This window comes from Labrenzia sp. THAF191a (assembly GCF_009363335.1).
Taxonomy (GTDB): domain Bacteria; phylum Pseudomonadota; class Alphaproteobacteria; order Rhizobiales; family Stappiaceae; genus Roseibium; species Roseibium algicola.
Genome location: NZ_CP045333.1, coordinates 1,725,917 through 1,749,538 on the forward strand (window position 1 = coordinate 1,725,917; position 23,622 = coordinate 1,749,538).

Here is a 23,622-nt window from a genome sequence, read left to right on the forward strand (position 1 = left end):
CTTTCTAAATCAATGAAGAGAATTTGCAGGACGGCGTTTGGGTCCGCTGATCGCAGTCCAAAGCGAAATGATGCTGTCCCGGTACTCGGGAATGGTGCGCTTCAGCTCCTCGTGGAGCGCGGGCAGATTGTGATAAGGCACCCCGGGATACATGTGATGCGCCGTATGAAAGCGGAACCCGACCGGCTGCACGATCAGGGCCAGCGGAGACTCGATCGTGAAGCTGTCGATCATCTGGTCTTCCCGTCCGGAGGTTTCGGCCAGGCGTTCCAGTTCATGTTCCAGCGGAATGCGCGCGGTCAAAAGCGCCCAGCCCAGAACCAGGACGGCATAATAGAAAGGCAGCGCCGCGGGGAAGAAGATGATTGCAGCAATGAAGAGCGCGAGCGTGACCCGGGCATGCCGGCTTACTTCGGCCTGCTGTTCCGATGTCAGGGTGGAGCTGAGCGAAAAGCCGAGTTTCTCCGTCGCCCAGCGATCGAGCGCAGCTTCGACCCGGAACGCACCGAGCGCGGCGGTCACCGTCATCAGAAGGTTGGTAAAGGGCACCACAAAGGGGATCACGAGCAGAACCATGGCCATGGCAAACGCATTGCCGCGCACCAGCGGGTATTGCGGATCCTCGGGCGTTCCGAAAATGCCGAGCCGATGATGGGCCAGATGAGGCAGTTGAAACCGAAGCGGCGGAACCATAACGATGAGTGCCACGGTCCAGGTGTAGAGCGCCCGGAAACCGCGCAGCTTCTCGTCCTTGATGTGAACGATTTCGTGGCAGAAAAGGCCCGCGCGGTGCAGGCCGAATGTCGCCAGCAGCCAGGGCAGGATAACCGTCGGCCAGGAGGCGTTCAGACCCCACGCAAACCCGACGACAAAAAGCGCCAGATAAAAGCAGAAATCGCGATAATAGATGGCTGGTCGCGGTATGAAATAGTCACGGGCAATCATGTCGTTCCAACCTGCAGCGATAGGGTCGAGCAAGCAGCACTAGCTTAGGCTTGCGTCTCAGATCAAGCCTGTATTGAAGGCCGCGACACCCATCATGTAGTGAATCAGGATCACACCGGCGATGTTCTGATGCCTGATGTAGATCCAGCCGAAGATAAATCCGGTGCCGATTGTCATCAGCACGGCCGGAATGCCGAAATGAAGGTGGAACATTCCGAACAGCACCGAGGCGAGAAGGACCGACCGCCATTTGCCCTGGTCTCCCAGGAAACGCTGGAAGGAAGACTGCAGAAAGCCTCTGGCGATGATTTCCTGCAGGGCGCTGTGAAGAAAGTAGCTCAGCGTGCCCAGCAGGTTGAAGGGCAGTGGCTTGCCGGGCAGCGCGCCGAAATATTTGAGCACTGCCGCCAGTCCCCAGGCAAAGATGCAAAGCCCGACCGAAATGATCGCGCCCTCGATCAGGGACTTCTTCAGGCCGACGGTTGTCAGCCCGAGCGCCGAAATCGAGATGCCCATGTGCCGGATGACAAAGAGGCTTGGCACCATCAGGATGGCGAGATACTGCCAGGCGAAGACTTCGGTATAGACGTCCACGTTGACGATCGTCCGCGCCAGGACGTTGTTCACCAGCGTGCCGATGGACATCATGATCAGCGAATAGACGAAAAACTTGCCGAACTGCTGCTGTTCGTTCCGGAGGTCCAGTTCACGCTGCAGGGCCGCGACATGCTCCTGCGTGGAGGCGCGCATGCGACGTGTCACGAAGGACGCCAGAGCCCCCTTGAACTCTGCAAGCCTGGCTTCGCCGTCGGCCAGTTCGAGGATCCGCTCCGGCTCGATTTCAAGCACGGCACCGGCTGTTTCGGCACGCACGGTTGCAGAGCGTGGTTCACCGTCAAGAAGTGCCATTTCGCCGAAAGGCTGCCCTGGCCCAATTTCCGCAACACGGTGGTCCGAGGCTGTTCCGTCGCCCTTGCGATAGATGCCGAAGGTGCCTTCGAGAACGATGTAGAGCCCGTCGCTTGTCTCGCCCTCGACGATGACGTCCTGATGCGCCGCGACCGGCACCCTGCGCGAGGCCGCCCGCACCGCATCGGCGACCCGCTGCGGCATGAACTCCGTCATCCGATGAAAGATCGTTTCAAGATCTTCCGTTTCCTGGACCTTTTCTTCAACGGGGATGGAAGCCGTGCGCATGGGGTTACCCTACCTCGTGGTCCTGAACCAGCGGCCGCCGAAATACAGAAGCACGACGATCGGCATCAGCAGGACATGGTAGCTGCCATAGAGGCCAAGACCCCAGAAGCCCGGGCTCTGCATCGGGATCATCGCTGATACGCCCAACGTGAGAAGGATGCCGGCGATCATCGGCAGCGTTCCCTTGTTCTGGCGGAACCGGACAACGCTCAGCACCAGCAGGAATATCAGGCCGGCGGAATAATAGAGGATCACGGACAGAAAATCGTCGGAGGTCAGGATCATGAAGACCGGCCAGAGTGCGCCCAGGACGCCGGCAGCCACAAATCCCTGGCGAAGCGGCGAGGACAGATACTGAAAGCTGGCCGCGACGATCATGCTGAGACTGCCCAGAACGATGACGATGCGCGTTGCGATAACGAGCGGACGGTGCGCTTCGTGACCGATTGTTTCGAAGAACCCGTGGTCAATGGCACCCAGCATCGAGGCAAGTCCGATCAATGCCAGTGTCAGGCTCCAGATCCAGGCGGGCGAGAAGGTCTGAATGCCTGGACGCAGGCTCAGGCCGGCGAGAAAAAACAGCACGCAGGCAAGGATTACATCAGTCAGGGCGGAAAGGACGAGTTCGGAAAGCAACAAGAATACTCATGGTTGGCGCCAATCTGACCGGTGGCGGCTGGCGGTATCCGGCCTGAAATTGGCCGGTTCACCGCAATAATCCGCGGTCAGCATTGAGATAATGTTAAGCGGTTTGCCGCCGCGAGACGCGGATTCTGACGGGTCAGGACGATGCCTCGTTCGGTGTTGGTACGGACCGCTTTCCCTTGACCCACGATTTCAGCGCGCGCTCCGCCGGCATCTCATAAATGCGGTAGAGGAAGATCGAAAACGCTGCCGTAATGCACAGCGATACCGGAAAGAAAATGATATCCGCCGGTATGGACGGCCTGAGGAAGATGTTCATCAGGTGAAGCGACGGCTGGTGAACCAGGTAGAAGGCGAAAGAGGCATTGCCGAGAAGCACGAGCGGGCGGGTTGCAAACACCCGTGTGAGTGCGGCGCCTTCCGTCAGATGTGCATAGAAGAACAGTGTGATGACCGGCAGGTAGAACAGGGAATAGCGGAAGGGATCCGGGACATCCGGTGCCAGCCACATCGCCAGGAACAGAAGAAGATAGCTGAGTGGCTGCACTGCGCCGGGCAGCCGGACGCCGCGACGCCAGACCTCATGCAGAACCATGCCGACCAGAAACTCCAGAATTCGGAAGCCGGGAAAGATATAGAACAGCCAATGCGAGAACGGGTATTTGCCGAAGAAGATCACATCGCCCAGGAATACCTGAACCAGCAAGGCGGAAACGAACACCACCACACCGAGCCCCAGGGTCACCGCCACGAGCTTTCGCGGTGAAAACGCGACCAGGCCGAAGAAGCACACATAGAAGAACATTTCATCCGACAGCGACCAGGACGGTGCGTTGAGAGAGAAATAGATCGAGGAGACCGGAATCCAGCTCTGCAGGTAGGTCAGGTTCAGAACCGTCTTGATGACGCTGAATTCTTCCGAGTAGATCGCCTCGACCTGCATGATCGAGAAATAGAGAAACGGCAATCCGGTGAGGAAATGCAGCGGTGTCAGACGGGCAATGCGCAGCAGGAAGTAGTCGCGAAAGGACATCGCGCCGGCAAGGATTCTCGTCTTGTAGGATTGCGTCAGCACGAAGCCGGACAGGATGAAGAAGAACGAGACGCCGACATAGCCCTGTTCGGCGATTGTCCTGACGAAGTTGCCGCTGGTATCCCAGCGGAAATGAACGCCAAACACCAGCAAGGCTGCGAAGAAGCGCAGTCCGGTCAGTTGTTCCAGTCGAACCTTTGCCGCGCTGTCGGTCACGTTCATGCGCAAATCATCCCCTCGATTGACCCGGGGACACTAATGACCGCAGGTTTCCGGGGAATCTATGCCAGCGTCGGTTTTATTATGGGTAAATGAACTGATGCGGCGGGTCCGATTCAGTCAGTCGAAGATCTTCTGCAGGTTCCCGCGCCAACGGCACATCAAGGTGCGCTGTGCTGCTTCACCCATTCCCACGTTTCTCCGATGCCCCGCCGCAGGGGAACGGCAGGCTGCCAGCCGAATGTCGCTCGTGCCCTGGCAATATCCAGCACCACCCGTGGCACATCGAAGTTGCGGCCCGGCTTGTAGACCGGTTCCAGGGTGCGACCTGTGGTCTGGCCGATGATGTCGACGATCTGCGAGATGGACGTGCCTTCGCCGCTTCCGGCGTTGAAGCAGCCGGACGCGCCGGAGGTCAGGGCGCGATGACACAGGTCGGCAATGTCTTCGACGTGAACGAAGTCGCGCACGACGCTGCCGTCCCCCCAGATTTCGATGGGGGCGTCCTCCGCCACCTTGCGCAGATAGGTTCCGATCACGCCCAGAAGGCCGACCTGTGCCTGGCGCGGTCCATAGATGTTCGCCGGTCGCAGGGCGACGAACTCCAGCCCGTGGAGCTGTTGTTCCATGCGCAGGTACTGTTCGATCGCCAGCTTGACGATGCCGTAGGATGAGATCGGGTTCAGCGGATGATCTTCCGGCACCGGATCCTTTGTCGGGATGCCATAGACGGTGCCACCGGAGGAAAAGAAGACGAGTTTCCTCGTTCCGCTTGCCCGCATGGCTTCCAGAAGACGAACCGTGGGAACAAGGTTGCCGGAGATGTCGGCCGCCGGATCGAGGTTCGAGGTCGAGGGAACGGTCGTGCTGGCCAGATGCACCACCGCATCCACACCGGACAGGGTGTCGGCAAGCCGGTGATGATCGGACAGGCTGTGGAAGACGTAGTCGACACCGGGAAGCGGCGGCCGGTACAGTTCCGGCCGGGTGTCCATGACCCGCACCGACAGGCCTTGCTGAAGGCACTTGTCCACGACATGAGACCCGATGAACCCGCAGCCGCCGATCACAAGTACTTTCAAGACGGGCCTCTCCGGAATCGGCTGAAAAAGATGATCCGGACTTTAGAACGGCCCCGTGGCGATTTGTAAATGGGGCTTCGCCGGTTCGCCGTTGTCACCGCAAACAATCAGCGGGGACAATGGCCTGCGCAGGTGACTGGCAGGCACCACAAGGTTGGCAAGATCAGGATTTGTTGCCGTCCATGATCTTCTGCAGTTCCGGCAGGAAGACGTCGTAATAGGTTTCGGGGCTCAGCGGACCAATGAACTTGTACCGGATCGTGCCTTCCCCATCGACGACGAAGGTTTCCGGCACACCGTAGACACCCCATTCGATCGCTGTGCGGCCAGCGGTATCTGCGCCGACGCGCTGATACGGATTACCGAGACTACCCAGGAAGCGGCGCGCGTTTTCCGGCTTGTCCTTGTAGTTGATACCGAGAAGCTGGATGCCCTCGACCTTTGCCAGCTCTTCCAGAAGCGGGTGCTCCTGGCGGCAGGGCACGCACCAGGATGCAAACACATTGACGACGGAAACCTTGCCGATGAGATCCTGACGGGAGAACCCGGCAACGGCGGTGTCACCATCGGTGAGGCCTTCAACCGGCGGCAGGTCGAATTCCGGCGCCGGCTTGTTGATCAGTGCGGAGGGAATTTTCTGCGGATCGCCGCCGAGGGTCAGCTGAAACAGGAACAGGGCGGCGAGCGCTGCAAACACCACCAAGGGCAGCAGCACCAGAACCGGGAAACCGCGTTTGGCAGTCTGCTGCCCGTGCCGGCCGGCACCGGTATCGTGGGACGTCATGAGCTTGCTTTTCCTTCACCGGCCGGCCGGGCGCGGGAAATGCCCCGGGCGGCCAGGTCCTTGAGGGCTTTTTCCTGTTGGGCCTTGTCGATGCGCACCCAGGCGATCAGTCCGATGACCGTGAGCAGGCAAAGGCCGTAGGACGCCCAGATGAAGCCAGCGTGTGGGCCTAGATCCATGAGAATTACTCCGCAGGCTGAGCCGTGGCTGCCGCTGTGCCCGGCTGGGCAGCGCTGGCTGCGCGCAGGCGCAGGGCACGCACGCGGCGGCGCAGGATCTCGTTACGCATTGCCATCAGGTGCAACACGAAGAACAGCAGCGTAAAGGCGATCGCCATGACCAGCAGTGGCCAGAGAATGTCCGGATGAATGGTCGGGCCGTCCATGCGCATGACGCTGGCCGGCTGGTGAAGCGTATTCCACCAGTCGACCGAAAACTTGATGATCGGCAGGTTCAGCGCGCCGACAAGCGTCAGCACGGCTGCTGCCTTGCCGGCCTTGATCGGGTCTTCCATCGTGCGCCAGAGCGTCATCAGGCCGAGATACATGATCAGGAGGACCAGGACCGACGTCAGTCGCGCGTCCCAGACCCAGTAGGTGCCCCACATGGGCTTGCCCCAGAGCGATCCGGTCACGAGTGCCATGAAGGTGAAGGCCGCGCCGATGGGGGCCGCACTCTTGGCGGAAACATCCGCCAGCGGGTGTTTCCAAACAAGGGTGCCAAGTGAGGACAGCGCCATGACGGAATAGCACATCATGCTGAGCCAGGCGGCCGGCACGTGAATATACATGATCCGCACGGTGTCGCCCTGCTGATAGTCTTCAGGCGCAACGAAGAAGCTCATGTAGAGCCCGGCGGCGAACGCAATGACGCACAAGCCGATAAGCCAGGGCATAACCACCTGGACCAGCCTCAAAAATCGCGTCGGATTTGCATAATCCCAAATTGCCATGGAACCGTTCTAATCTAGAGCGTTGTCCGCTTCAATGGACGAGTATGCCGCAGGGTGCATTGCGCGGTGTCAAATTGCCGTCAATCTCCTGCAAACCTGAGCGCCGCGGCAGCGGCAAGCGGGCCGATCACCGCCGCAATCAGCGACAGCGAACACAGGATCAGGAACGGCGTCAGAAACGGCACGGGATCATGAATAGCGGCATCCGCGGCACTGACGCCGAAAATCAGCACGGGAATGGCCAGCGGTATCACCAGTACGGCCAACAAAAGACCGCCTCGGCGCAACGAGACGGTAAGGGCCGCGCCGATGGCGCCGATCAGCGTCAGGGCCGGTGTGCCGACCAGCAGCGTGAGCGTGACGGCACCCGTGGCGACGGGGTCGAGATTGAGAAAGATGCCGAGCAGGGGGGCGGCGATCACCAGCGGCAGACCCGTTGCGACCCAGTGCGCCAGGCACTTGATCAGCACCAGCAGTTCCAGCGACCGTCCGGCCATCAGCATCAGGTCCAGCGTGCCGTCCTCCCGATCAGCCTGAAACAGCCGGTCCAGCCCGAGGAGCGTCGCCAGAAGCGCGCCGATCCACAAGATGGCAGGACCAATGCGGGAAAGCAGGTTCAGATCCGGACCGACGCCGAAGGGAATGACGGTGACAACGGCCAGGAAGAACAACACACCGACAAGCGCGCTGCCGCCGACGCGCACAGACAGCCGAAGATCTCGCCAAAACAGCACAACAGCCCAGGAACTCATGCGGGCAGATCCTCCTCGTGCAGCGAAACGGGATCAGCGGTGCGCAGATGCAGGATCTTGGTTCTGGCAAGGGCCAGATCGGTGTGGGTAGCGGTTATGATCATGCCGCCGGCGGCCAGATGTCCGTTCATCAGGTCCAGAAGCTGGCCTTCCGACGCCTTGTCGAGCGCCGACGTCGGCTCATCCATCAGCCAGATCGGCCGTGGCGTGACCAGAAGCCGGGCAAGGGCCAGGCGTCTCGTTTGGCCGGCGGAGAGAAATCCTGCCGGCAGGTCTGTCGTGTGGCCTATGCCGAGGAGATCAAGCGCGGTCTCGGGAGACATTGCCGTTGCGCCAAAGACAGATGTCGAAACCGGTGAAGTGAAGCCTTGCCAGAACGTCAGGTTTTCCAGCACGGAAAGCGCTGCCTTGACCGCGTTCTGATGGCCGAAATAATGGGCGTGTTCAGCCGGCGACCGATCGGCTTCTCCCTGTTCCAGCCGAAGTGTGCCGCCAGCCAGCGCGACAAGACCTGCCAGCGTCCGCAGCAGTGACGACTTGCCGATGCCGTTCGCGCCCGTCACGACCAGCGCCGTGCCGGAGGGAAGATCAAAGGACAGGTCCTGAAACACCCGGCGTCCGCCGCGATCGATGGTCAGGTTTTCGGCAATCAGTCTCAGGGGAATGCTCCGGCGGCAGGTTGGGTTGAACCTTGTTAGTTGGCCGCACTGTTATGATGCAAGGAAAATTCCCCGCCTTGTCTTTGCTCAAAGACAAAACACCCGGGGCTTGCCCCGGGTGCTGTGGTGTCCGGACCCGCTTGCCGGACAATTTCAAAAAGCAGCGCGGTTTGCCCGCGTTGCAGGGCAATCAGTCGAAGACAGATGCGATCTGGTCGACGCTGACGCCTTCCTTGATTTCACGCAGGCGCGCATAAATCAGTGCAACAAGGATACTCAGGAAACCTGCGCCGACTGTGGAAATGGCAGCGAACAGGATGATGCCGATTACCATGCCGATGCTGCCGGCCGAGGCCACGAGGCCGACGACGAACAGAGCGACGATGTTGATGATGGTGGCACAGATGATGGCCAGAACCAGCGCACCCAGGATCGGCCAGCGGTATTCCTTGGTAAGATACTTGCTGCGGCCAAGACCGCCGAAGCCGGCGCGTTCGATCACCACGGCCGGTGCCATGACGGCGAATACCGCATAGACCCAGAGGCCAGGAACGACCAGCAGGACCAGGCCGATACCAACCAGGATCGAGACGACGATCGAGAGGATCGCCAGCGGCACGACAGCACTCAGGGCCGGACCGAAGTAACGGCCAAGCTGTACCGGGCGCGACAGTTTCGCGTCATAGGCAAGCTGCACCAGAAGCGCGGTGGTGATGGAATAGACCACCATGCTGACGAGGATCGACAGCACGTTGGCAACAGCGCTGCCGGGGCCGGTGAACTCCTGCGGCTGGATGCCGAGTGCGGCGCCGAAGCCGACCAGCAGGCCGGAAATCAGGAAGCCGATCAGGTTCGGCACGAAGCCGACGATGACGACCTGAATGAAATGCTTGAGGAGGATCGAGAAGCTCTCGCCGATGATGGAGCCAACGCCAAGGGAGGCCGTGGGCTGGCTTAGGGTCGTGTCGGTCATTCAATTGCTCCGTAAAACTTCCAATAGTTTTTTCAAAAGTGGTTATCTAATTCCAGCCCACATACCAACGAACGCTGCCCGCCAAACGGGAGGAGCGACGATCATCCGCCTGAAGCCGTGGACTGTCCGAAAACCGGTAGATCCCGATCGCATGAGCATCTTGCCCGCCCTCTGCTGAAGACAGTCACTCTTGCGATTTTTCACCATAAATCCTTCTGCAGCAGGTCACAAGCGGGGCCGAGCGCGGAAGTTCAACCCTCCTGACACTCAGTCGAAGACATCGGCGACCTGGTCAACGCTGATACCTTCCTTGATTTCGCGCAGTCGCGCGTAAACCAACGTGGCAAGAATTGCCAGCGGTCCGCTTGCCAGCGCGTTGGTTGCGGCAAAGACGGGCAGGGCCCAGACGTAACTTCCCTCACGGGCGAGAAGCTCCACTGGAAAGGCGCCGGCAATCGTGACGGCCAGCGAGCAAAGCCAGACCGGCAGCAGTGCGCCGGCAATCTGCCAACGATAGGTTTTCGTCAGCGCCCAACTGCGGCTCATGCCGCTGAAGCCAATCCGTTCAATGACGACAGCGGGGGCCAGAACCGAGAAGACCGAACATCCCCACAGGGCGACAAAAGGCAGAACCGCAAGCGCCGTGATGGAAATCAGGGTCGTATTCACGAAGATCGCAATGAAGACCACCGGCAGCGCAATGCACACGAAGATGACGACCAGCAGCCCGTTTTGCAGGCAGATCGGTGCGCTGGCCTTGAGGGCCGGCAGCAAATAGCGGGCAATCGAGATCGGACGGTTCAACCGGGCGTCATAGGTCAGCTGGGCGAGAAAGGCCGCAGTCAGGGCAAAAACGATCACATCGACAAAGGCTGTCGCAAGGTCGACGAGGCCGGCCAGGTCGCTGGTGTCGTCCGTTTCCAGATTGAGGGCGGCATCGACGCCGACAAGCGATCCAGCCAGCAGAGCGCCAAGCAGGCTGACTACAAAACCGATCGCAAGGACCGGCACAAGATTCCGGATCGTGATGGAAAAACTGGTTCCTATCAGCGCGCCGATCCCAAGGGACTGCCGGACTTGGCGCCCCTGTGGCCCCCCGGACTGGCCAACCCGATCAAGGAAATAGGCTCTGAGGCTATGATTGTCCTGTTTCTGCAATCTGGCTGATCCACTTGATGACTGGAGCCGGAGAGGGCGAAAGGTCTATTTTTCCTCGCCGGATTGGGCGTAGTGCTTGTTTTCCCGCTTGTCGCCGAACAGCTGGCGTTGCTCGAGATGTTCCCGCTGGGCGTTGTAGAACGCCTGCAGGAACGGCAAACGATCCACCGGAGGCACCGGCGCGGCGTAGCCGATCTTCTTGCGGATCTTTTCCACGATGGCTTCCAGGGTGGCGTTCCGCTGGTGGGCTGCTTCGGCTCCGGACGGTGTATTCTGGCCACGCAGCAGCGTTTCCAGTGTCTGCAGTTCGAAGGCGCCGTAGTGGTCGAGCTGATGGGACAGGAAGACGAACTTCTTGCGTGCTGTCCCGGTCGCGACCGTCTCGCTGGCCAGATCCTTCAAAAGCACCGGCACCGGCAGGTGAATGACATGGGTACCTGCCATCATGTCGCCAAGCCGGCGCCGGTAGCGGTTGAACAGGGGGATCATCAGCGACATGGCAACCCAGGCAAAAGCGGCAAGCGAGGCAATCGGCGTTGCCGAATCCAGCGTCAGCAAAAGCGTCCCGGGCAGGAAGATCTCCGCCTCCTTCATCAGGTTGCGCAGGACAAGCGCGCGGGCGGTCAGCGGTCCGCCGTCATGGGAAACCACCTTGATTTTCATCAGCCGTTTGCCGAGGGTCTGGCCGTTCCAGGCCAGCTCGGCCAGCACATAGTAGGGAACCCGGATCAGGAAGAACAGCAGGGCGGCAATGGCCATCAGTGTCTGCGGTGTCGTCAGGTTGATCAGAGCGAGCAGGATCACCAGGCAGGTCGCGGCAATCGCGGTCAGTATGATATCGATGAGCTGGGCAGAAAAGCGCACCCCAACACCCGCGATGGGCAGCGTCAGTGCAACGCCCTCCGGCGGCACAAGCGTTGACGCCGGTGGCCGGTCCGTCTTGGTTCGTTTCCAGAAACGCACTCTCATCGCCGGCTCCGGCCTCCTAACAGGAACCAGGACAGCCAGAGCGCACCGATCCCCCAGCCGATGATCAGCCGGGCGTCAAGGCTCTGCACCAGTTGCCGGCCGAAGCCTTCCAGAAGTGCGGCCGCCACCAGCATGATGGCTGCGACAATCGCCAGTTTCACAGCATCGCGACCGGCTTCGCGCAAGGCAACGCTGCGCGATCTGTCACCCGGAAAAAGCACCGCGGCCCCCAGTTGCAAGCCGCCGCCGCAGGCAATGCAGATGGCCGAGATTTCGGTGACGCCATGGATCGACAGCCAGCCGACGAGATCTAGACCCAGGCCCCGGTCGACGTGAAGGGCGAGGAAGGCACCCAGCGACAGGCCGTTATAGAACGTCAGCAAGACGGCAGGGGCGCAGGCGAAGACACCAAGACCGAAAACAAAGATCGCGATGCGGGTGTTGTGGGAAAACAGATAGGTCGCGAAGGCACCGAGCCCGCTTGCCTGGTCGGTGCCGTAGATGACCGAGCGCAGGGATTCCGTGGTCGCGTCCGGCCCACGGTTGCCGGCAAGTTCGGCCGGCATCATCACGTAGAACCAGTCGTTGTTCTCGAAATAGAGCAGATAACCCGTGAGGGCGCCAAGCGCCATGCACAGGAATCCGATCAGAATGTAGAACCAGGACCGGCGCATCGCCCGTGGCGCACCCTCCCTCAGGAAGTGCTCCAGCAGGCCCCCAAGCCGTTCCTGCGGGGCGTAGACGCACAGATATGCACGGGCCGTGAGCGCTTCCAGATAGCCGAGCAGGGCCTTGTCGAGCGAGATTTCGCGCGCAATCGCCAGCGAGGTCGTAGCCTGCCGGTAGAGAGAGGCAAGGTCGCGGGTCTCCGAGAATTCCATATGCTGAAGGCCCTGGCCTTCGGCCTTGCGAACCAGGGTTTCCAGCCTTTGCCAGTCGGCTTCCCGTTCCTTCCGGAACCGGGCGGAGCGCATCAGATCCTGTGTGTCCATCAGATCAGCTCCCGTGCCTTGATTTCAAGATAGGCGGAAATCAGCCGCGCGGTCACGGCATTCGGTTTGGCGTCGACGATGGTGACGCCCATTCGGGACAGTTTTTCGAACACCAGGCGGCGTTCATTGAGTGCCTGGTTGGCGGCAACAAGCGTGGCCGCGCCATCGAGATCTCCCGGTGGCGTTTCCACCAGCTTCTCAAGGTCGGGATCGCGGATTGCGACGAAGATCAGCAGGTGCCGCTTGGCCAGGATGCCGATGTTCTCCACCAGCAATTCGGCCGATGTGGTGTCGACGAAATCAGTGAAGATGATCAGCAGGCTGCGTTTGGGCGTCCGGGCGTTCAACTCGGTGAGCGCGAGGGTGTGGTTGGTTTCGCGGCTGACATAGGAAAGCTCCGCCGTCCAGCTGCGCAGCCGTGCAAACGCCGTCCTGCCCGGAGCGGGTGCGGAAAAGGTGCGCGGTTTGACGTCGTAGGAATAATAGCCGACCAGATCGCCGCCAATGGCAGCCGCCCAGGCGGTCGCCAGCGCTGCGGTCACGGCGTGGTCGATCTTCGGCAGGCCGCCGATCTCCTCGCGCATCAGATAGCCGTTGTCGAGTGCGACAATGACATGGTGATTTCGCTCGGCGCGCAATTCCTTGGCGACAAGGGAACGCCGTCGGGCCGACCGCTTCCAGTCGATCGTCTTGATGTCCATGCCCTGGACGAAATCCCGCAGTTGCTGGAATTCCGATCCTTCACCGACAGCGCGGTTTTCCTTCACGCCGTAAAGCGTCGACAGAACGGTGGTGGTGATCTGCCCGGACTGGACCATGCGGATGTTCGGGACCACGCGGATTTCTGCCCCGACGGCCAGTTTCGGCACGAACTCCAGCAATTTGAGGCGCGAGTGCCAGGATAGCCAGAGATGGTCCACGCGCCAGACGCCGCGCCGGATCGCCCGGCAGGCAACCTCCGCCCGCGAGCTGCCGTCCGCCGCAGGGGCAAACGCGAATTCCGCGTCGCCGCCGAGGCCTTCCGGCCAGTCCAGTTTCGCTCGCAGGGCCAAGGGCGCCTGGGCAAGTTCCAGTTGAAGCTTTGCCGTCTCGCCGACAAATACCTCCGCCGGAGCCTCGAACGTCAGGTTTTGCGGTCGCCGGAGTGACATGGCCATGTCGATGACGACCAGAAGCACGAGCACGATCCAGGGAACCGCGCCGATTTCACGCGCAGCACCCCCGGTGACAACCGTGATCACCGAGATGGCCAGAGCCAATGCGCCAAAGGCGAGCAGTCGTTTGGACGGCCGGATCAGCGGGGGGCCTCGATCTGGTTGAGGATGTTTTCCAGGACCTGCGCCGGGCTGCGGCCTTCGATTTCCGCCGCCGGGCCGAGAACGATCCTGTGGCGGAGGGCCGGCACGAAAAGACGCTTGACGTCGTCGGGAATGGCGTAATCGCGTCCGTTGAGCGCTGCCGTTGCCCGTGCCGCACTTGCCAGCGCGTCGGCCGCGCGGGTCGAGGCACCGAAGGCGATCTCGGAACTTTGGCGGGTCGCGCGGATCAGGCGCAGGATATAGGCGAGGATGTCATCCTTCAGGATGATGCTGTCGACCAGCGCCCTTGTTTCTTCAAGGGTGGTTGAATCGAGCACCTTGGACAGCGTGGCGGTTTCCATGCCGGCTTCCAGCGGCTTGTCCGCGTGCTGGCGCAGGATCGCCATTTCGATGTCTTCGGGCGGGAAGTCGATCACCAGCTTGAACAGGAACCGGTCGAGCTGGGCTTCCGGCAGGGGATAGGTGCCCTGCTGCTCGATGGGGTTCTGCGTTGCCACGACAATGAATTCCCGTCCGAGGGAATGATCCGTGCCGTCAATGCTGACCATGCGTTCGCTCATGGCCTGCAGCAGGGCGGCCTGGGTCTTGGGCGGGGCGCGGTTGATTTCGTCGGCCAGCAGCACCTGCGAGAATACGGGTCCCTTGGTCAGCACGAAGGCGTTGGTGCGGAAATCGAAGATCGAGGTGCCGAGCACGTCGCCGGGCATCAGGTCCGGCGTGAACTGGATACGGCCGAAATCGAGTGCCAGAGCCGCCGAGAAACTGCGGGCAAGCAGCGTCTTGGCGGTGCCGGGAGGGCCTTCCAGCAGCACGTGGCCGCGGGCAAACAAGGCGATCAGCAACAGGTCGATGATGTCGTCCTGACCGAGTACGGTTCGGCCGATCTCCGTCCGCAAGGCATCGGTCCGTTCGCGCAGCGCTTCAAGCGTCATGGGTTATTTGCTCCAATACCTGTTCCAATTGGTCGATTTGCTGGATGGCTTCCGTGGCCGGAAGCCGGGCAGGCAGTTTTCGTATGTCGGCCAGGATCGCGCGCAGGCGCGGTGCAAGGGCCGGATGCCGGCGTTCGGTGTAGGTCAGGAAGGCGTCTTCCCCGGCATAGTGGCGGGCATGGGCCGGACCGAACAGGGCAGAGGCCGTCGCCGAAATACGGGCGGTCGCATATTCGCGAATGAGAGCGCCATCCTGCCCGGAAAGCCGCATAAGCCTTGCGCGCGCCTGGACCGCCAGATCCTTGCCGGCGCCAGGTCCCGCCTCTTCGTCGCGGATGGGTCCGTAGCGGATGAAGCTGCGCCAGAGCGCCAGCCCCAGCAACAGTGCTGTGCCGAGCCACAGGGTCAGGAAGGGCGGTCCGAAGAAACGCAGCAGATCTTCCCAGGTGCGCTCGCGCTTGGGTTCGCTCACGGGATCGCGCAGCCAGGAAGAGCGGCTGTAGTCGATGACGATATTCCGGCTGCCGGCCTTTTCGGTCAGGACATCGAGGGCAATGCCGGCATTGTCGCCCAATCGCAGGCCATGGTTGTTGATCAGGTCCGGATCGGACAGCACCAGAATGCGCTCCTGTTCGCCGTCACCGGCATCGGCGAGCGGGCAATCGGCCAGCAGCATTGCGCCGGTGTCACCGACGATCGGGCGGCAGGCCTCGTTGGCGAAGGTCTGGGCGGCGTAGATCTCCGCCCGCAAGGGCTCGCCTTGCTGTGACTGGTACCGGAAGTCGGAGAAGGGCCGACTTGCGGCGGCAATTTTCGTGCCGCTGGTGCCGGTCACCTTGTTGACGATTGTCTGAAGACGGTCCGCCTCAACCTTCAGGAAAGGGTGGGCAAGGCCGGTCAGGCGCATCCCGCTGCGCCATTTCGGCAGCACAAGCAGGGTTGGAACGCGCTCGGCCTTTTCCAGGACGACGGCGGTCGCCAGATCGTATTCGTCCTGCTGCAGCAGCAGTTCTTCCTTGGTACGGGGGCTGCTGCGTTCGCTGTCCGGCAGCGTATCGTAAAGCGGTACCACAAGCAGGCCGACCGCTGTCTGGTCCATCAGCCAGCCGCCGGCAAAATTCTGCGCACTGGCCCCATTTGTCGCCAGCCAGACCTGCAGGCCGTCCAGCCCGGCGGGCGAGCGGCGTAAGACCTGCTGGCGCTGGGACAGGATGTACCAGCCGGCAATCAGAACCGCGACGCAGATCAGTGCGATGACGGCGGTTTCAAGGCTCGGGCCCTTCGGCCGCGTATTTGCAGCGCTCTCGCTCATGCCGCCTCCGGACCCAGCAGGTAGCGACAGTTCGCAACGTGGTCGTTGAACTCTTCTTCGCTGACGTTCCTGCCGCCGAATTGCACTCGTTCGGCCATGGTCACAAGCTTGCGCAGCAGTTCCCTCGCCTGGCTTTCGGGCAACTGGCGCAAGGCGTCGCGTGCCGTCCAGCTGCGCTGCATCAGGATGCCGTTGGCTGCAATGGCGGTGGCCAGCACCTTTTGCGTCAGCAGCACAAGGGCCCTCTGCCGGTCTTCCATGCGCAGGATCTCGTCAAGCGGGGCGAGCTTTTCCGCCCAGATCGGGGCCTGTCCGCGGATTCGGGGGCGGGTGCTGTCGGGATTGCCGGCCTCACGGCCTAGCGACACCGTGAACCGTCCACCGAACCGCAGGAAGAAATAGGCAACGGCAACAAGGATGCCGCCTACGATAAGGCCCGGAATCCAGCGGTTGTCGATGGTCGGGTCTGCCTGATCCGCCGCAGGTTTCGGCGGCTCCTGGGTGGTGTCCAGTTTGGGTGGCGGTGCGGAGGGGTCGAAATAGGCCACGTCCGTATCGATCCCGCGTAAACGGATTGCGCGCAGGTACTCCGTGCCCGAGTCGCCGATTTCAAGCGGTTCCTGAACGGCTTCTTGTGCATATGAGGGGAGCAACGTCCCTGAAAGGATCAATAAAAAACAGACGATCAAAAATCGGCGCATGACGGGTTTATTAGCGGCTCGGTCTGAGCTTCGCAACCGACAGCTGCTGCCAGGGTTCCGTTCGGATCACGCTCCCCGTTTTTACCCAGGGCATTCACTGCCCGATCCGCTCCAGATGCTCGCCGAAATAGAGCATGTTCCCGTCCGGGTCCCTTGCGCCGAATTCGCGCATGTCCCAGGGCCGGTCGGTGATCGCCTCGGCGATATCGGCGCCCGCTTCTGTCACCGAGGTGTAATAGCCGTCGATCCCGGCCACGAAGCAATAGGCCGTCGCCGGATGCCGTCCGGGCCCGGCCGACAGATGCAATTCGACATGGTCCCGGCACAAAATGGCATAGCGGACGGGCTCGGCCTCCGTATCCGCCCATTCGAACCGGCTCTCGAACAGGAGCCTGTTCCGGTAATAGGCGAGGGCGGCCTTCAGGTCGGAAACCGGAAAGACCGGAGCGATATGGGAGAGATGCGGTGGTTTGGTATCTGGCATGAGGAAACCTCCGGAACTGCCTGAGGTTGAGCCTGACGGACTTTTCCACCAGTGGCAAATAACAAAAGCGCCCTGCAGGGTCCGCGGCCAGACGACTAACTCTCGGCTGGTCATTCCGGGCGGTCTGCAGCGTAGCTGCATGGCCCGATCCGGAATCCAGCGTGTCAGCGTGAGCGAAAGCGAGCACAAACTCGAACAAGCATCCGACACTTAAAAAAGACGCGCCTGCGGCGCGAAGCATGCGCTGGGTTCCGGATCAGCGCGCAGCTTCGCTGCACTTGTCCGGAATGACTCGCTGGGGGGTATCAAAAAAACGGGCCCCTCAGGGCCCGCTTCGATCTCACTTGACTTGAAAAGCCGGCCCTCAGCTCGTCACGAGGTTCCTGAGCACATAGTGCAGAATGCCGCCGGCCTTGATGTATTCCAGCTCGTCCAGCGTATCGACACGGCACAGGCACTCGATGGTCTTGGTGGTGCCGTCCTCATAGGTGACTTCGACGTCCATCATCTGGCGTGGCTGGATGTCGGCGATGCCCTTGATGGTCACGCGTTCCTTGCCGGTGATGTTGTGCGACTGCCAGCTTTCGCCTTCCTTGAAGGTGAGCGGGATGACGCCCATGCCGACCAGGTTGGAACGGTGGATACGCTCGAAGGACTGCGCGATGACCGCACGCACGCCGAGGAGGTTGGTGCCCTTCGCGGCCCAGTCACGGGACGAGCCCGTGCCGTATTCCTTGCCGGCGAAGATGACCAGCGGAACACCTGCTTCCTTGTATTCCATGCAGGCGTCGTAGATCCATTCCTTCTTGCCGTCCTTCATGGTGACGCCGCCTTCGACACCCGGAACCATCTGGTTCTTGATGCGGATGTTGGCGAAGGTGCCGCGCATCATGACTTCATGGTTGCCGCGGCGCGAGCCATAGGAGTTGAAGTCCTTCTGGGCGACCTGGTGCTCGGACAGGTATTTGCCTGCCGGGCTGTCCAGCTTGATCGAGCCGGCCGGTGAAATGTGGTCGGTGGTGATCGAATCCAGGAACAGGCCCATGACCGCCGCATTCTCGATGTCCTGAAGCGGCTTCGGCTCCATGGTCATGCCTTCGAAGTAGGGCGGGTTCTGGACGTAGGTCGAGGACACCGGCCAGGAGTAGGTCAGGCCGCCTTCCACCTTGATGCCCTGCCAGTGCTCGTCGCCCTTGAAGACGTCGGAATAGCGGGTGCGGAACATCTCCTCGTTGATCGAGGCGCGGATGAGGTCGGTGATCTCTTCCGTGGTTGGCCAGATGTCCTTCAGGTAGACCGGGTTGCCGTCCTGATCCTCGCCGAGAGGATCCTCGGTGATGTTGATGTTCAGGTTGCCTGCAAGGGCATAGGCGACCACCAGCGGCGGCGAGGCCAGGTAGTTGGCGCGCACGTCCGGATTGACGCGACCTTCGAAGTTGCGGTTGCCGGACAGCACCGAGCAGGCAATCAGGTCGTTGTCGTTGACCGCCTTGGAGATCGCCGGGTCCAGCGGACCGGAGTTGCCGATACAGGTGGTGCAGCCGTAGCCGGCCAGCGTGAAGCCGAGCGCGTCGAGATCGTCCTGAACGCCGGCCTTTTCGAGGTAGTCGGTCACCACCTGGGATCCGGGGGCCAGGGAGGTTTTCACCCATGGCTTCACCTTCAGGCCCTTCTTCAGCGCGTTGCGGGCCACGAGGCCGGCACCGATCAGAACGGACGGGTTGGAGGTGTTGGTGCAGGACGTGATGGCGGCGATCACAACGTCGCCGTTGCCGATGTCGTAGTCCTTGCCTTCAACGGCAACGCGCTTGGACAACTCGCCTGCCTTCTTGAATTCGTCCGTCATGGTCTTGGCGAAACCGGCTGCGGCATCGGCAAGATTGATACGATCCTGCGGGCGCTTCGGTCCGGAAATCGACGGAACGACGGTGGAAATGTCGAGTTCCAGCGTGTCGGTGAAGACCGGCTCCTCGCCGCCGGAGCGGTACATGCCCTGTGCCTTGGAGTATTCGGCAACCAGGGCGACGCGGTCCTTGTCGCGGCCGGTGGCTTCCAGGTACTTCAGGGTTTCCTTGTCGACCGGGAAGAAGCCGCAGGTCGCGCCGTACTCCGGCGCCATATTGGCGATGGTGGCCGCATCTTCCAGCGACAGGTTGTCGAGGCCGGGGCCATAGAACTCGACGAATTTGCCGACGACGCCCTTCTGGCGCAGCATTTCCACGACGCGCAGCACGAGGTCGGTCGCGGTGATGCCCTCGTTCAGCTTGCCGGTCAGCTTGAAGCCGACGACTTCCGGGATCAGCATGGAGATCGGCTGGCCGAGCATGGCGGCTTCCGCCTCGATGCCGCCGACGCCCCAGCCCAGAACCGCCAGGCCGTTGACCATGGTGGTGTGGCTGTCGGTGCCGACCAGCGTGTCGGGATAGGCGACGGTTTCACCGTCCTCGTCCCTGGTCCAGACGGTCTGGGCCAGGTACTCCAGGTTCACCTGGTGGCAGATGCCGGTTCCCGGGGGCACGGCACGGAAATTGTTGAAGGCGGACTGGCCCCAGCGTAGGAACTCGTAGCGCTCGCGGTTGCGCTCGTATTCAAGTTCGACGTTCTGCCTGAAGGCGTCCTTGGTGCCGAAATAGTCGATCATCACCGAGTGGTCGATGACAAGGTCGACCGGAACCAGCGGGTTGACCTTCTCCGGGTCGCCGCCGAGCTTCACGGCAGCATCGCGCATGGCGGCAAGGTCGACCACGGCCGGAACACCGGTGAAGTCCTGCATCAGCACGCGGGCCGGGCGATAGGAGATCTCGTGATCAGACTTGCGGGTCTTCAGCCATTCGGCGCAGGCAAGGATATCTGCCTTGGTCACCGTGCGGCCGTCTTCGAAGCGCAGCAGGTTCTCAAGCACCACCTTCAGCGAGAACGGTAGCCTGGAAACGCCTTCGAGGCCGTTCTTCTCCGCTTCGGGAATGGAAAAATAGGTGTAGGTCTTGCCGCCGGCGGTCAGTGTTTTCTTACACTTGAAGCTGTCGAGGGACTGGGTCACGACGTGCGATCTCCTTTATTGTCCAAAAGGCCCGGGCCGCGTGTGCACCGGTGCCTGGCATACTCTCTCAAGGCTCCGGAAACAGAGCTGCAGCGCTCTGTCATCCGGCATCCTTCCGCGCGGATACGATGAGAGCCTCTCCCTCAGTCGCCGCCGCAAATTGATGCGCCGCACCTATAGCAATCTTTGGCTACGACCACCAGACACGACGCCGCCGCCGTTGTCGAGACTTCGGTTGAAGTTTCAGCCTCTTGAAACGGCGTCGTCCGGAAATTGAAGCCAGAAAACACCTTCGGAAATTCGAAAATGCGATCTTGGGTGCATGCAGATGCGCCAACCGGTATATAGACATCATTTATTGGATGGGAAGATATTGCATACCATTGTATACTGAATTAAAACGCCGCTCAGCTAGCCTGTCCCGGCCCGCCAGACCTCACGGCGATCCGGAAGCCAGGCTTCAAACAACACCAGGACGCCGGGATCATCATGAGCTTGTATGAAGACTACCTGAAAGAGATCGAAACGCGCAAAGGCCAGGGTCTGCATCCCAAGCCCATCGAAGACGCTGCTCTCGTTGAAGAGATCGTCGCGCAGATCAAGGATACCGGTAACCAGCACCGGCAAGAGTCGCTCAAGTTCTTCATCTACAACACGCTGCCAGGCACCACGAGCGCTGCCGGCGCGAAGGCGAAGTTCCTGAAGGAAATCATCCTCGGCACGTCTGTTGTTGATGAGATCACCCCGGCGTTTGCCTTCGAACTCCTGTCCCACATGAAGGGCGGCCCTTCCGTCGAGGTTCTGCTGGACCTGGCTCTTGGCGACGATGCCCAGATCGCCAGGGACGCGGCTGAAGTCCTGAAGACGCAGGTTTTCCTCTACGACGCCGATACGGACCGGTTGAAGGCCGCCTATGAGGCCGGCAACGAAATCGCCAAGGACATTCTGGAAAGCTACGCTCAGGCCGAGTTCTTCACCAAGCTTCCGGACATCGACGAGGAAATCAAGGTCGTCACCTATGTCGCCGCCGAAGGCGACATTTCCACCGACCTTCTGTCCCCCGGCAACCAGGCGCATTCGCGTTCCGACCGCGAGCTGCACGGCAAGTGCATGATCTCCGAAGCGGCCCAGAAGGAAATCGAGGCGCTCAAGCTGCAGCATCCGGGCAAGCGCGTCATGCTGATTGCCGAAAAGGGCACCATGGGTGTGGGGTCGTCCCGCATGTCCGGCGTCAACAACGTCGCCCTGTGGACCGGCAAGCAGGCCAGCCCCTATGTTCCGTTCGTGAACATTGCCCCGGTCGTTGCCGGCACCAACGGCATTTCACCGATCTTCCTGACCACCGTCGGTGTCACCGGCGGCATCGGCATTGACCTGAAGAACTGGGTCAAGAAGCTGGACGAGAACGGTAAGCCGATCCTGAACAATGACGACAGCCCGGTTCTGGAACAGAAATATTCCGTCGAGACCGGCACGGTGCTGACCATCAACACCAAGACCAAGAAGCTCTACAACGACGCCGGTGACGAAGAACTGACCGATGTCGCTTCCGCGCTGACCCCGCAGAAGGTCGAGTTCATGAAGGCCGGTGGTTCCTACGCCATCGTCTTCGGCAAGAAGCTGCAGAGCTTTGCCGCAGAAACCCTCGGCATCGAGATGCCGCCAGTGTTCGCACCCAACAAGGAAGTGTCGCACGAAGGCCAGGGCCTGACGGCTGTCGAGAAGATCTTCAACCGGAACGCTGTCGGCGTTGCGGAAGGTAAGGTGCTGCATGCCGGTTCCGACGTTCGTGTGAAGGTCAACATCGTCGGCTCGCAGGACACGACCGGCCTGATGACTTCCCAGGAACTGGAAGCCATGGCGGCAACGGTGATCGCACCGACCGTCGACGGCGCCTACCAGTCCGGCTGTCACACGGCTTCGGTCTGGGATCTGAAGGCACAGGCCAACATTCCGAAGCTGATGAACTTCATGAACAAGTTCGGCCTCATCACCGCACGCGATCCCAAGGACGTCTATCACCCGCTGACGGACGTGATCCACAAGGTGCTGAACGACATTACCGTCGATGACTGGGCGATCATCATCGGCGGCGACAGCCACACCCGCATGTCCAAGGGCGTTGCCTTCGGCGCGGATTCGGGCACGGTCGCGCTGGCACTGGCCACGGGCGAAGCAACCATGCCGATCCCGGAATCGGTGAAAGTGACCTTCAAGGGCACCATGAAGGATCACATGGACTTCCGTGACGTCGTTCATGCCACCCAGGCGCAGATGCTGAAGCAGTTCGGCGACAACGTCTTCCAGGGCCGCATCATCGAAGTGCACATCGGTACGCTGCTGGCCGACCAGGCGTTCACCTTCACCGACTGGACCGCGGAAATGAAGGCCAAGGCCTCCATCTGCATCTCCAACGACGACACCCTGATCGAATCCCTGGAAATTGCCAAGAGCCGTATCCAGATCATGATCGACAAGGGCATGGACAACGCCAACAAGGTACTGCAGGGCCTGATCGACAAGGCCGACAAGCGCATTGCCGAAATCCGCTCCGGCGAGAAGCCGGCCCTGACGCCGGACGACAGCGCGAAGTATTTCGCGGAAGTCGTGGTGGATCTGGACCTGATCGACGAACCGATGATCGCCGACCCGGACGTGAACAACGAGGATGTCTCCAAGCGTTACACCCACGACACGATCCGCCCGGTTTCCTATTACCGCGGCGAGAAGAAGGTCGATCTGGGTTTCGTCGGTTCGTGCATGGTGCACAAGGGCGACATGAAGATCGTCGCCCAGATGCTCAAGAACCTCGAAAAGACCAACGAGAAAGTCGAGTTCAAGGCACCGCTCGTGGTGGCTGCACCGACCTACAACATCATCGACGAGCTGAAGGAAGAAGGCGACTGGAGCATTCTGCAGAAATACTCCGGTTTCGAATTCGACGACAACTCGCCGAAGAACACCGCCCGCACCGAATACGAGAACATTCTCTACCTTGAGCGTCCTGGCTGTAACCTTTGCATGGGCAACCAGGAAAAGGCCGCCAAGGGCGACACGGTTCTGGCAACCTCCACGCGTCTCTTCAAGGGCCGCGTCGTGGAAGATTCTTCCGAGAAAAAGGGCGAATCCCTGCTGGCCTCGACGCCGGTCGTGGTTCTGTCGGCCATCCTCGGCCGGACGCCGAGCCTCGACGAGTACAAGGCAGCTGTCGAAGGGATCGATCTGACCAAGTTCGCTCCGCCGAACCAGAAGCCGCTCGACGCACGGTCGGTTCATTTCTAAGAGCAAGCTGCGTTCATTCGGAACACAGACGCAATCTGGGGCCGCCCGATCGATACCGATCGGGCGGCCCTGCTGCATTTGCGGGTCAGGACGGGACGTTGAAGCCAACGAGATGATTGTTTGGCGGCAGGAAAAAGTGTTCCATGGGAATGGCCGGTGAATTTGGCCGATTTCTTAAATTCATTTCCATGG

21 protein-coding genes are annotated in these 23,622 nt (G+C 61.0%); 1 reads left to right on the forward strand and 20 read right to left on the reverse strand.

Annotated elements, in window-relative coordinates; translation table 11 throughout:
• Window positions 1-9: 9 nt before the first annotated feature.
• The 20 genes from FIV05_RS07945 to acnA all read right to left on the reverse strand — a co-directional run bounded on the left by FIV05_RS07945 (window position 10) and on the right by acnA (window position 20,148).
• Complete coding sequence (locus FIV05_RS07945) at window positions 10-945, reverse strand: fatty acid desaturase (protein ID WP_173013804.1); 936 nt, start codon at window positions 943-945, stop codon at window positions 10-12.
• Between the two features lie 57 nt (window positions 946-1,002).
• Window positions 1,003-2,142: a cyclic nucleotide-binding domain-containing protein gene (locus tag FIV05_RS07950; protein ID WP_152509177.1), complete on the reverse strand. Its 1,140-nt coding sequence runs from the start codon at window positions 2,140-2,142 to the stop codon at window positions 1,003-1,005.
• A 9-nt stretch (window positions 2,143-2,151) separates the two neighbouring features.
• A complete protein-coding gene (locus FIV05_RS07955) occupies window positions 2,152-2,781 on the reverse strand; it encodes a hypothetical protein (RefSeq protein ID WP_152509178.1) in 630 nt (209 codons plus the stop codon).
• Window positions 2,782-2,923: 142 nt separating this feature from the next.
• Window positions 2,924-4,042: an acyltransferase gene (locus FIV05_RS07960; protein ID WP_152509179.1), complete on the reverse strand. Its 1,119-nt coding sequence runs from the start codon at window positions 4,040-4,042 to the stop codon at window positions 2,924-2,926.
• Window positions 4,043-4,200: 158 nt separating this feature from the next.
• Window positions 4,201-5,121, reverse strand: coding sequence for an NAD-dependent epimerase/dehydratase family protein (locus FIV05_RS07965; RefSeq protein WP_152509180.1), 921 nt, complete (start codon window positions 5,119-5,121; stop codon window positions 4,201-4,203).
• A 163-nt stretch (window positions 5,122-5,284) separates the two neighbouring features.
• Window positions 5,285-5,905 carry a DsbE family thiol:disulfide interchange protein gene (locus FIV05_RS07970; RefSeq protein WP_152509181.1) on the reverse strand — a complete coding sequence of 207 codons (621 nt, stop codon included), beginning with the start codon at window positions 5,903-5,905 and terminating at the stop codon, window positions 5,285-5,287.
• The gene (gene ccmD / locus FIV05_RS07975; RefSeq protein WP_152509182.1) at window positions 5,902-6,084 is read right to left on the reverse strand and encodes a heme exporter protein CcmD; all 183 of its coding nucleotides are present in this window, start codon (window positions 6,082-6,084) and stop codon (window positions 5,902-5,904) included. The genes FIV05_RS07970 and ccmD overlap by 4 nt, the downstream gene beginning before the upstream one ends.
• A 5-nt stretch (window positions 6,085-6,089) precedes the next feature.
• Window positions 6,090-6,857 carry a heme ABC transporter permease gene (locus FIV05_RS07980; protein ID WP_152509183.1) on the reverse strand — a complete coding sequence of 256 codons (768 nt, stop codon included), beginning with the start codon at window positions 6,855-6,857 and terminating at the stop codon, window positions 6,090-6,092.
• A gap of 80 nt (window positions 6,858-6,937) precedes the next feature.
• Complete coding sequence (ccmB, locus tag FIV05_RS07985; protein ID WP_152509184.1) at window positions 6,938-7,609, reverse strand: heme exporter protein CcmB; 672 nt, start codon at window positions 7,607-7,609, stop codon at window positions 6,938-6,940.
• The gene (gene ccmA, locus FIV05_RS07990) at window positions 7,606-8,220 is read right to left on the reverse strand and encodes a heme ABC exporter ATP-binding protein CcmA (RefSeq protein ID WP_353622184.1); all 615 of its coding nucleotides are present in this window, start codon (window positions 8,218-8,220) and stop codon (window positions 7,606-7,608) included. Before ccmA ends, ccmB begins: the two co-directional genes overlap by 4 nt.
• 238 nt (window positions 8,221-8,458) lie before the next feature.
• Window positions 8,459-9,241, reverse strand: a complete 783-nt coding sequence (locus tag FIV05_RS07995) for a hypothetical protein (RefSeq protein ID WP_023002746.1) — start codon at window positions 9,239-9,241, stop codon at window positions 8,459-8,461.
• 267 nt (window positions 9,242-9,508) lie between these two features.
• Window positions 9,509-10,399 (reverse strand): hypothetical protein, encoded by an 891-nt coding sequence (locus FIV05_RS08000; protein WP_152509186.1) that lies wholly within the window; start codon window positions 10,397-10,399, stop codon window positions 9,509-9,511.
• Between the two features lie 45 nt (window positions 10,400-10,444).
• Window positions 10,445-11,368, reverse strand: coding sequence for an RDD family protein (locus FIV05_RS08005; protein WP_152509187.1), 924 nt, complete (start codon window positions 11,366-11,368; stop codon window positions 10,445-10,447).
• Entirely contained in the window at window positions 11,365-12,360 is a 996-nt protein-coding gene (locus FIV05_RS08010; RefSeq protein WP_152509188.1) for a stage II sporulation protein M, read from the reverse strand. The genes FIV05_RS08005 and FIV05_RS08010 overlap by 4 nt, the downstream gene beginning before the upstream one ends.
• A complete protein-coding gene (locus tag FIV05_RS08015) occupies window positions 12,360-13,601 on the reverse strand; it encodes a DUF58 domain-containing protein (protein ID WP_209009902.1) in 1,242 nt (413 codons plus the stop codon). Before FIV05_RS08015 ends, FIV05_RS08010 begins: the two co-directional genes overlap by 1 nt.
• Window positions 13,602-13,654: 53 nt before the next feature.
• Window positions 13,655-14,611, reverse strand: coding sequence for a MoxR family ATPase (locus tag FIV05_RS08020; RefSeq protein ID WP_023002751.1), 957 nt, complete (start codon window positions 14,609-14,611; stop codon window positions 13,655-13,657).
• Window positions 14,601-15,923, reverse strand: a complete 1,323-nt coding sequence (locus FIV05_RS08025; protein ID WP_152509189.1) for a hypothetical protein — start codon at window positions 15,921-15,923, stop codon at window positions 14,601-14,603. The genes FIV05_RS08020 and FIV05_RS08025 overlap by 11 nt, the downstream gene beginning before the upstream one ends.
• Entirely contained in the window at window positions 15,920-16,576 is a 657-nt protein-coding gene (locus tag FIV05_RS08030; RefSeq protein WP_173013805.1) for a DUF4129 domain-containing protein, read from the reverse strand. The genes FIV05_RS08025 and FIV05_RS08030 overlap by 4 nt, the downstream gene beginning before the upstream one ends.
• Before the next feature lie 142 nt (window positions 16,577-16,718).
• Window positions 16,719-17,108: a VOC family protein gene (locus FIV05_RS08035; RefSeq protein ID WP_173013806.1), complete on the reverse strand. Its 390-nt coding sequence runs from the start codon at window positions 17,106-17,108 to the stop codon at window positions 16,719-16,721.
• Window positions 17,109-17,472: 364 nt separating this feature from the next.
• Entirely contained in the window at window positions 17,473-20,148 is a 2,676-nt protein-coding gene (gene acnA, locus FIV05_RS08040) for an aconitate hydratase AcnA (RefSeq protein WP_023002755.1), read from the reverse strand.
• Between the two features lie 489 nt (window positions 20,149-20,637).
• On the opposite strand from acnA, the gene FIV05_RS08045 reads away from it, so the two are divergent.
• A complete protein-coding gene (locus FIV05_RS08045) occupies window positions 20,638-23,430 on the forward strand; it encodes a bifunctional aconitate hydratase 2/2-methylisocitrate dehydratase (protein ID WP_152509192.1) in 2,793 nt (930 codons plus the stop codon).
• The last annotated feature ends 192 nt before the right edge of the window (window positions 23,431-23,622 follow it).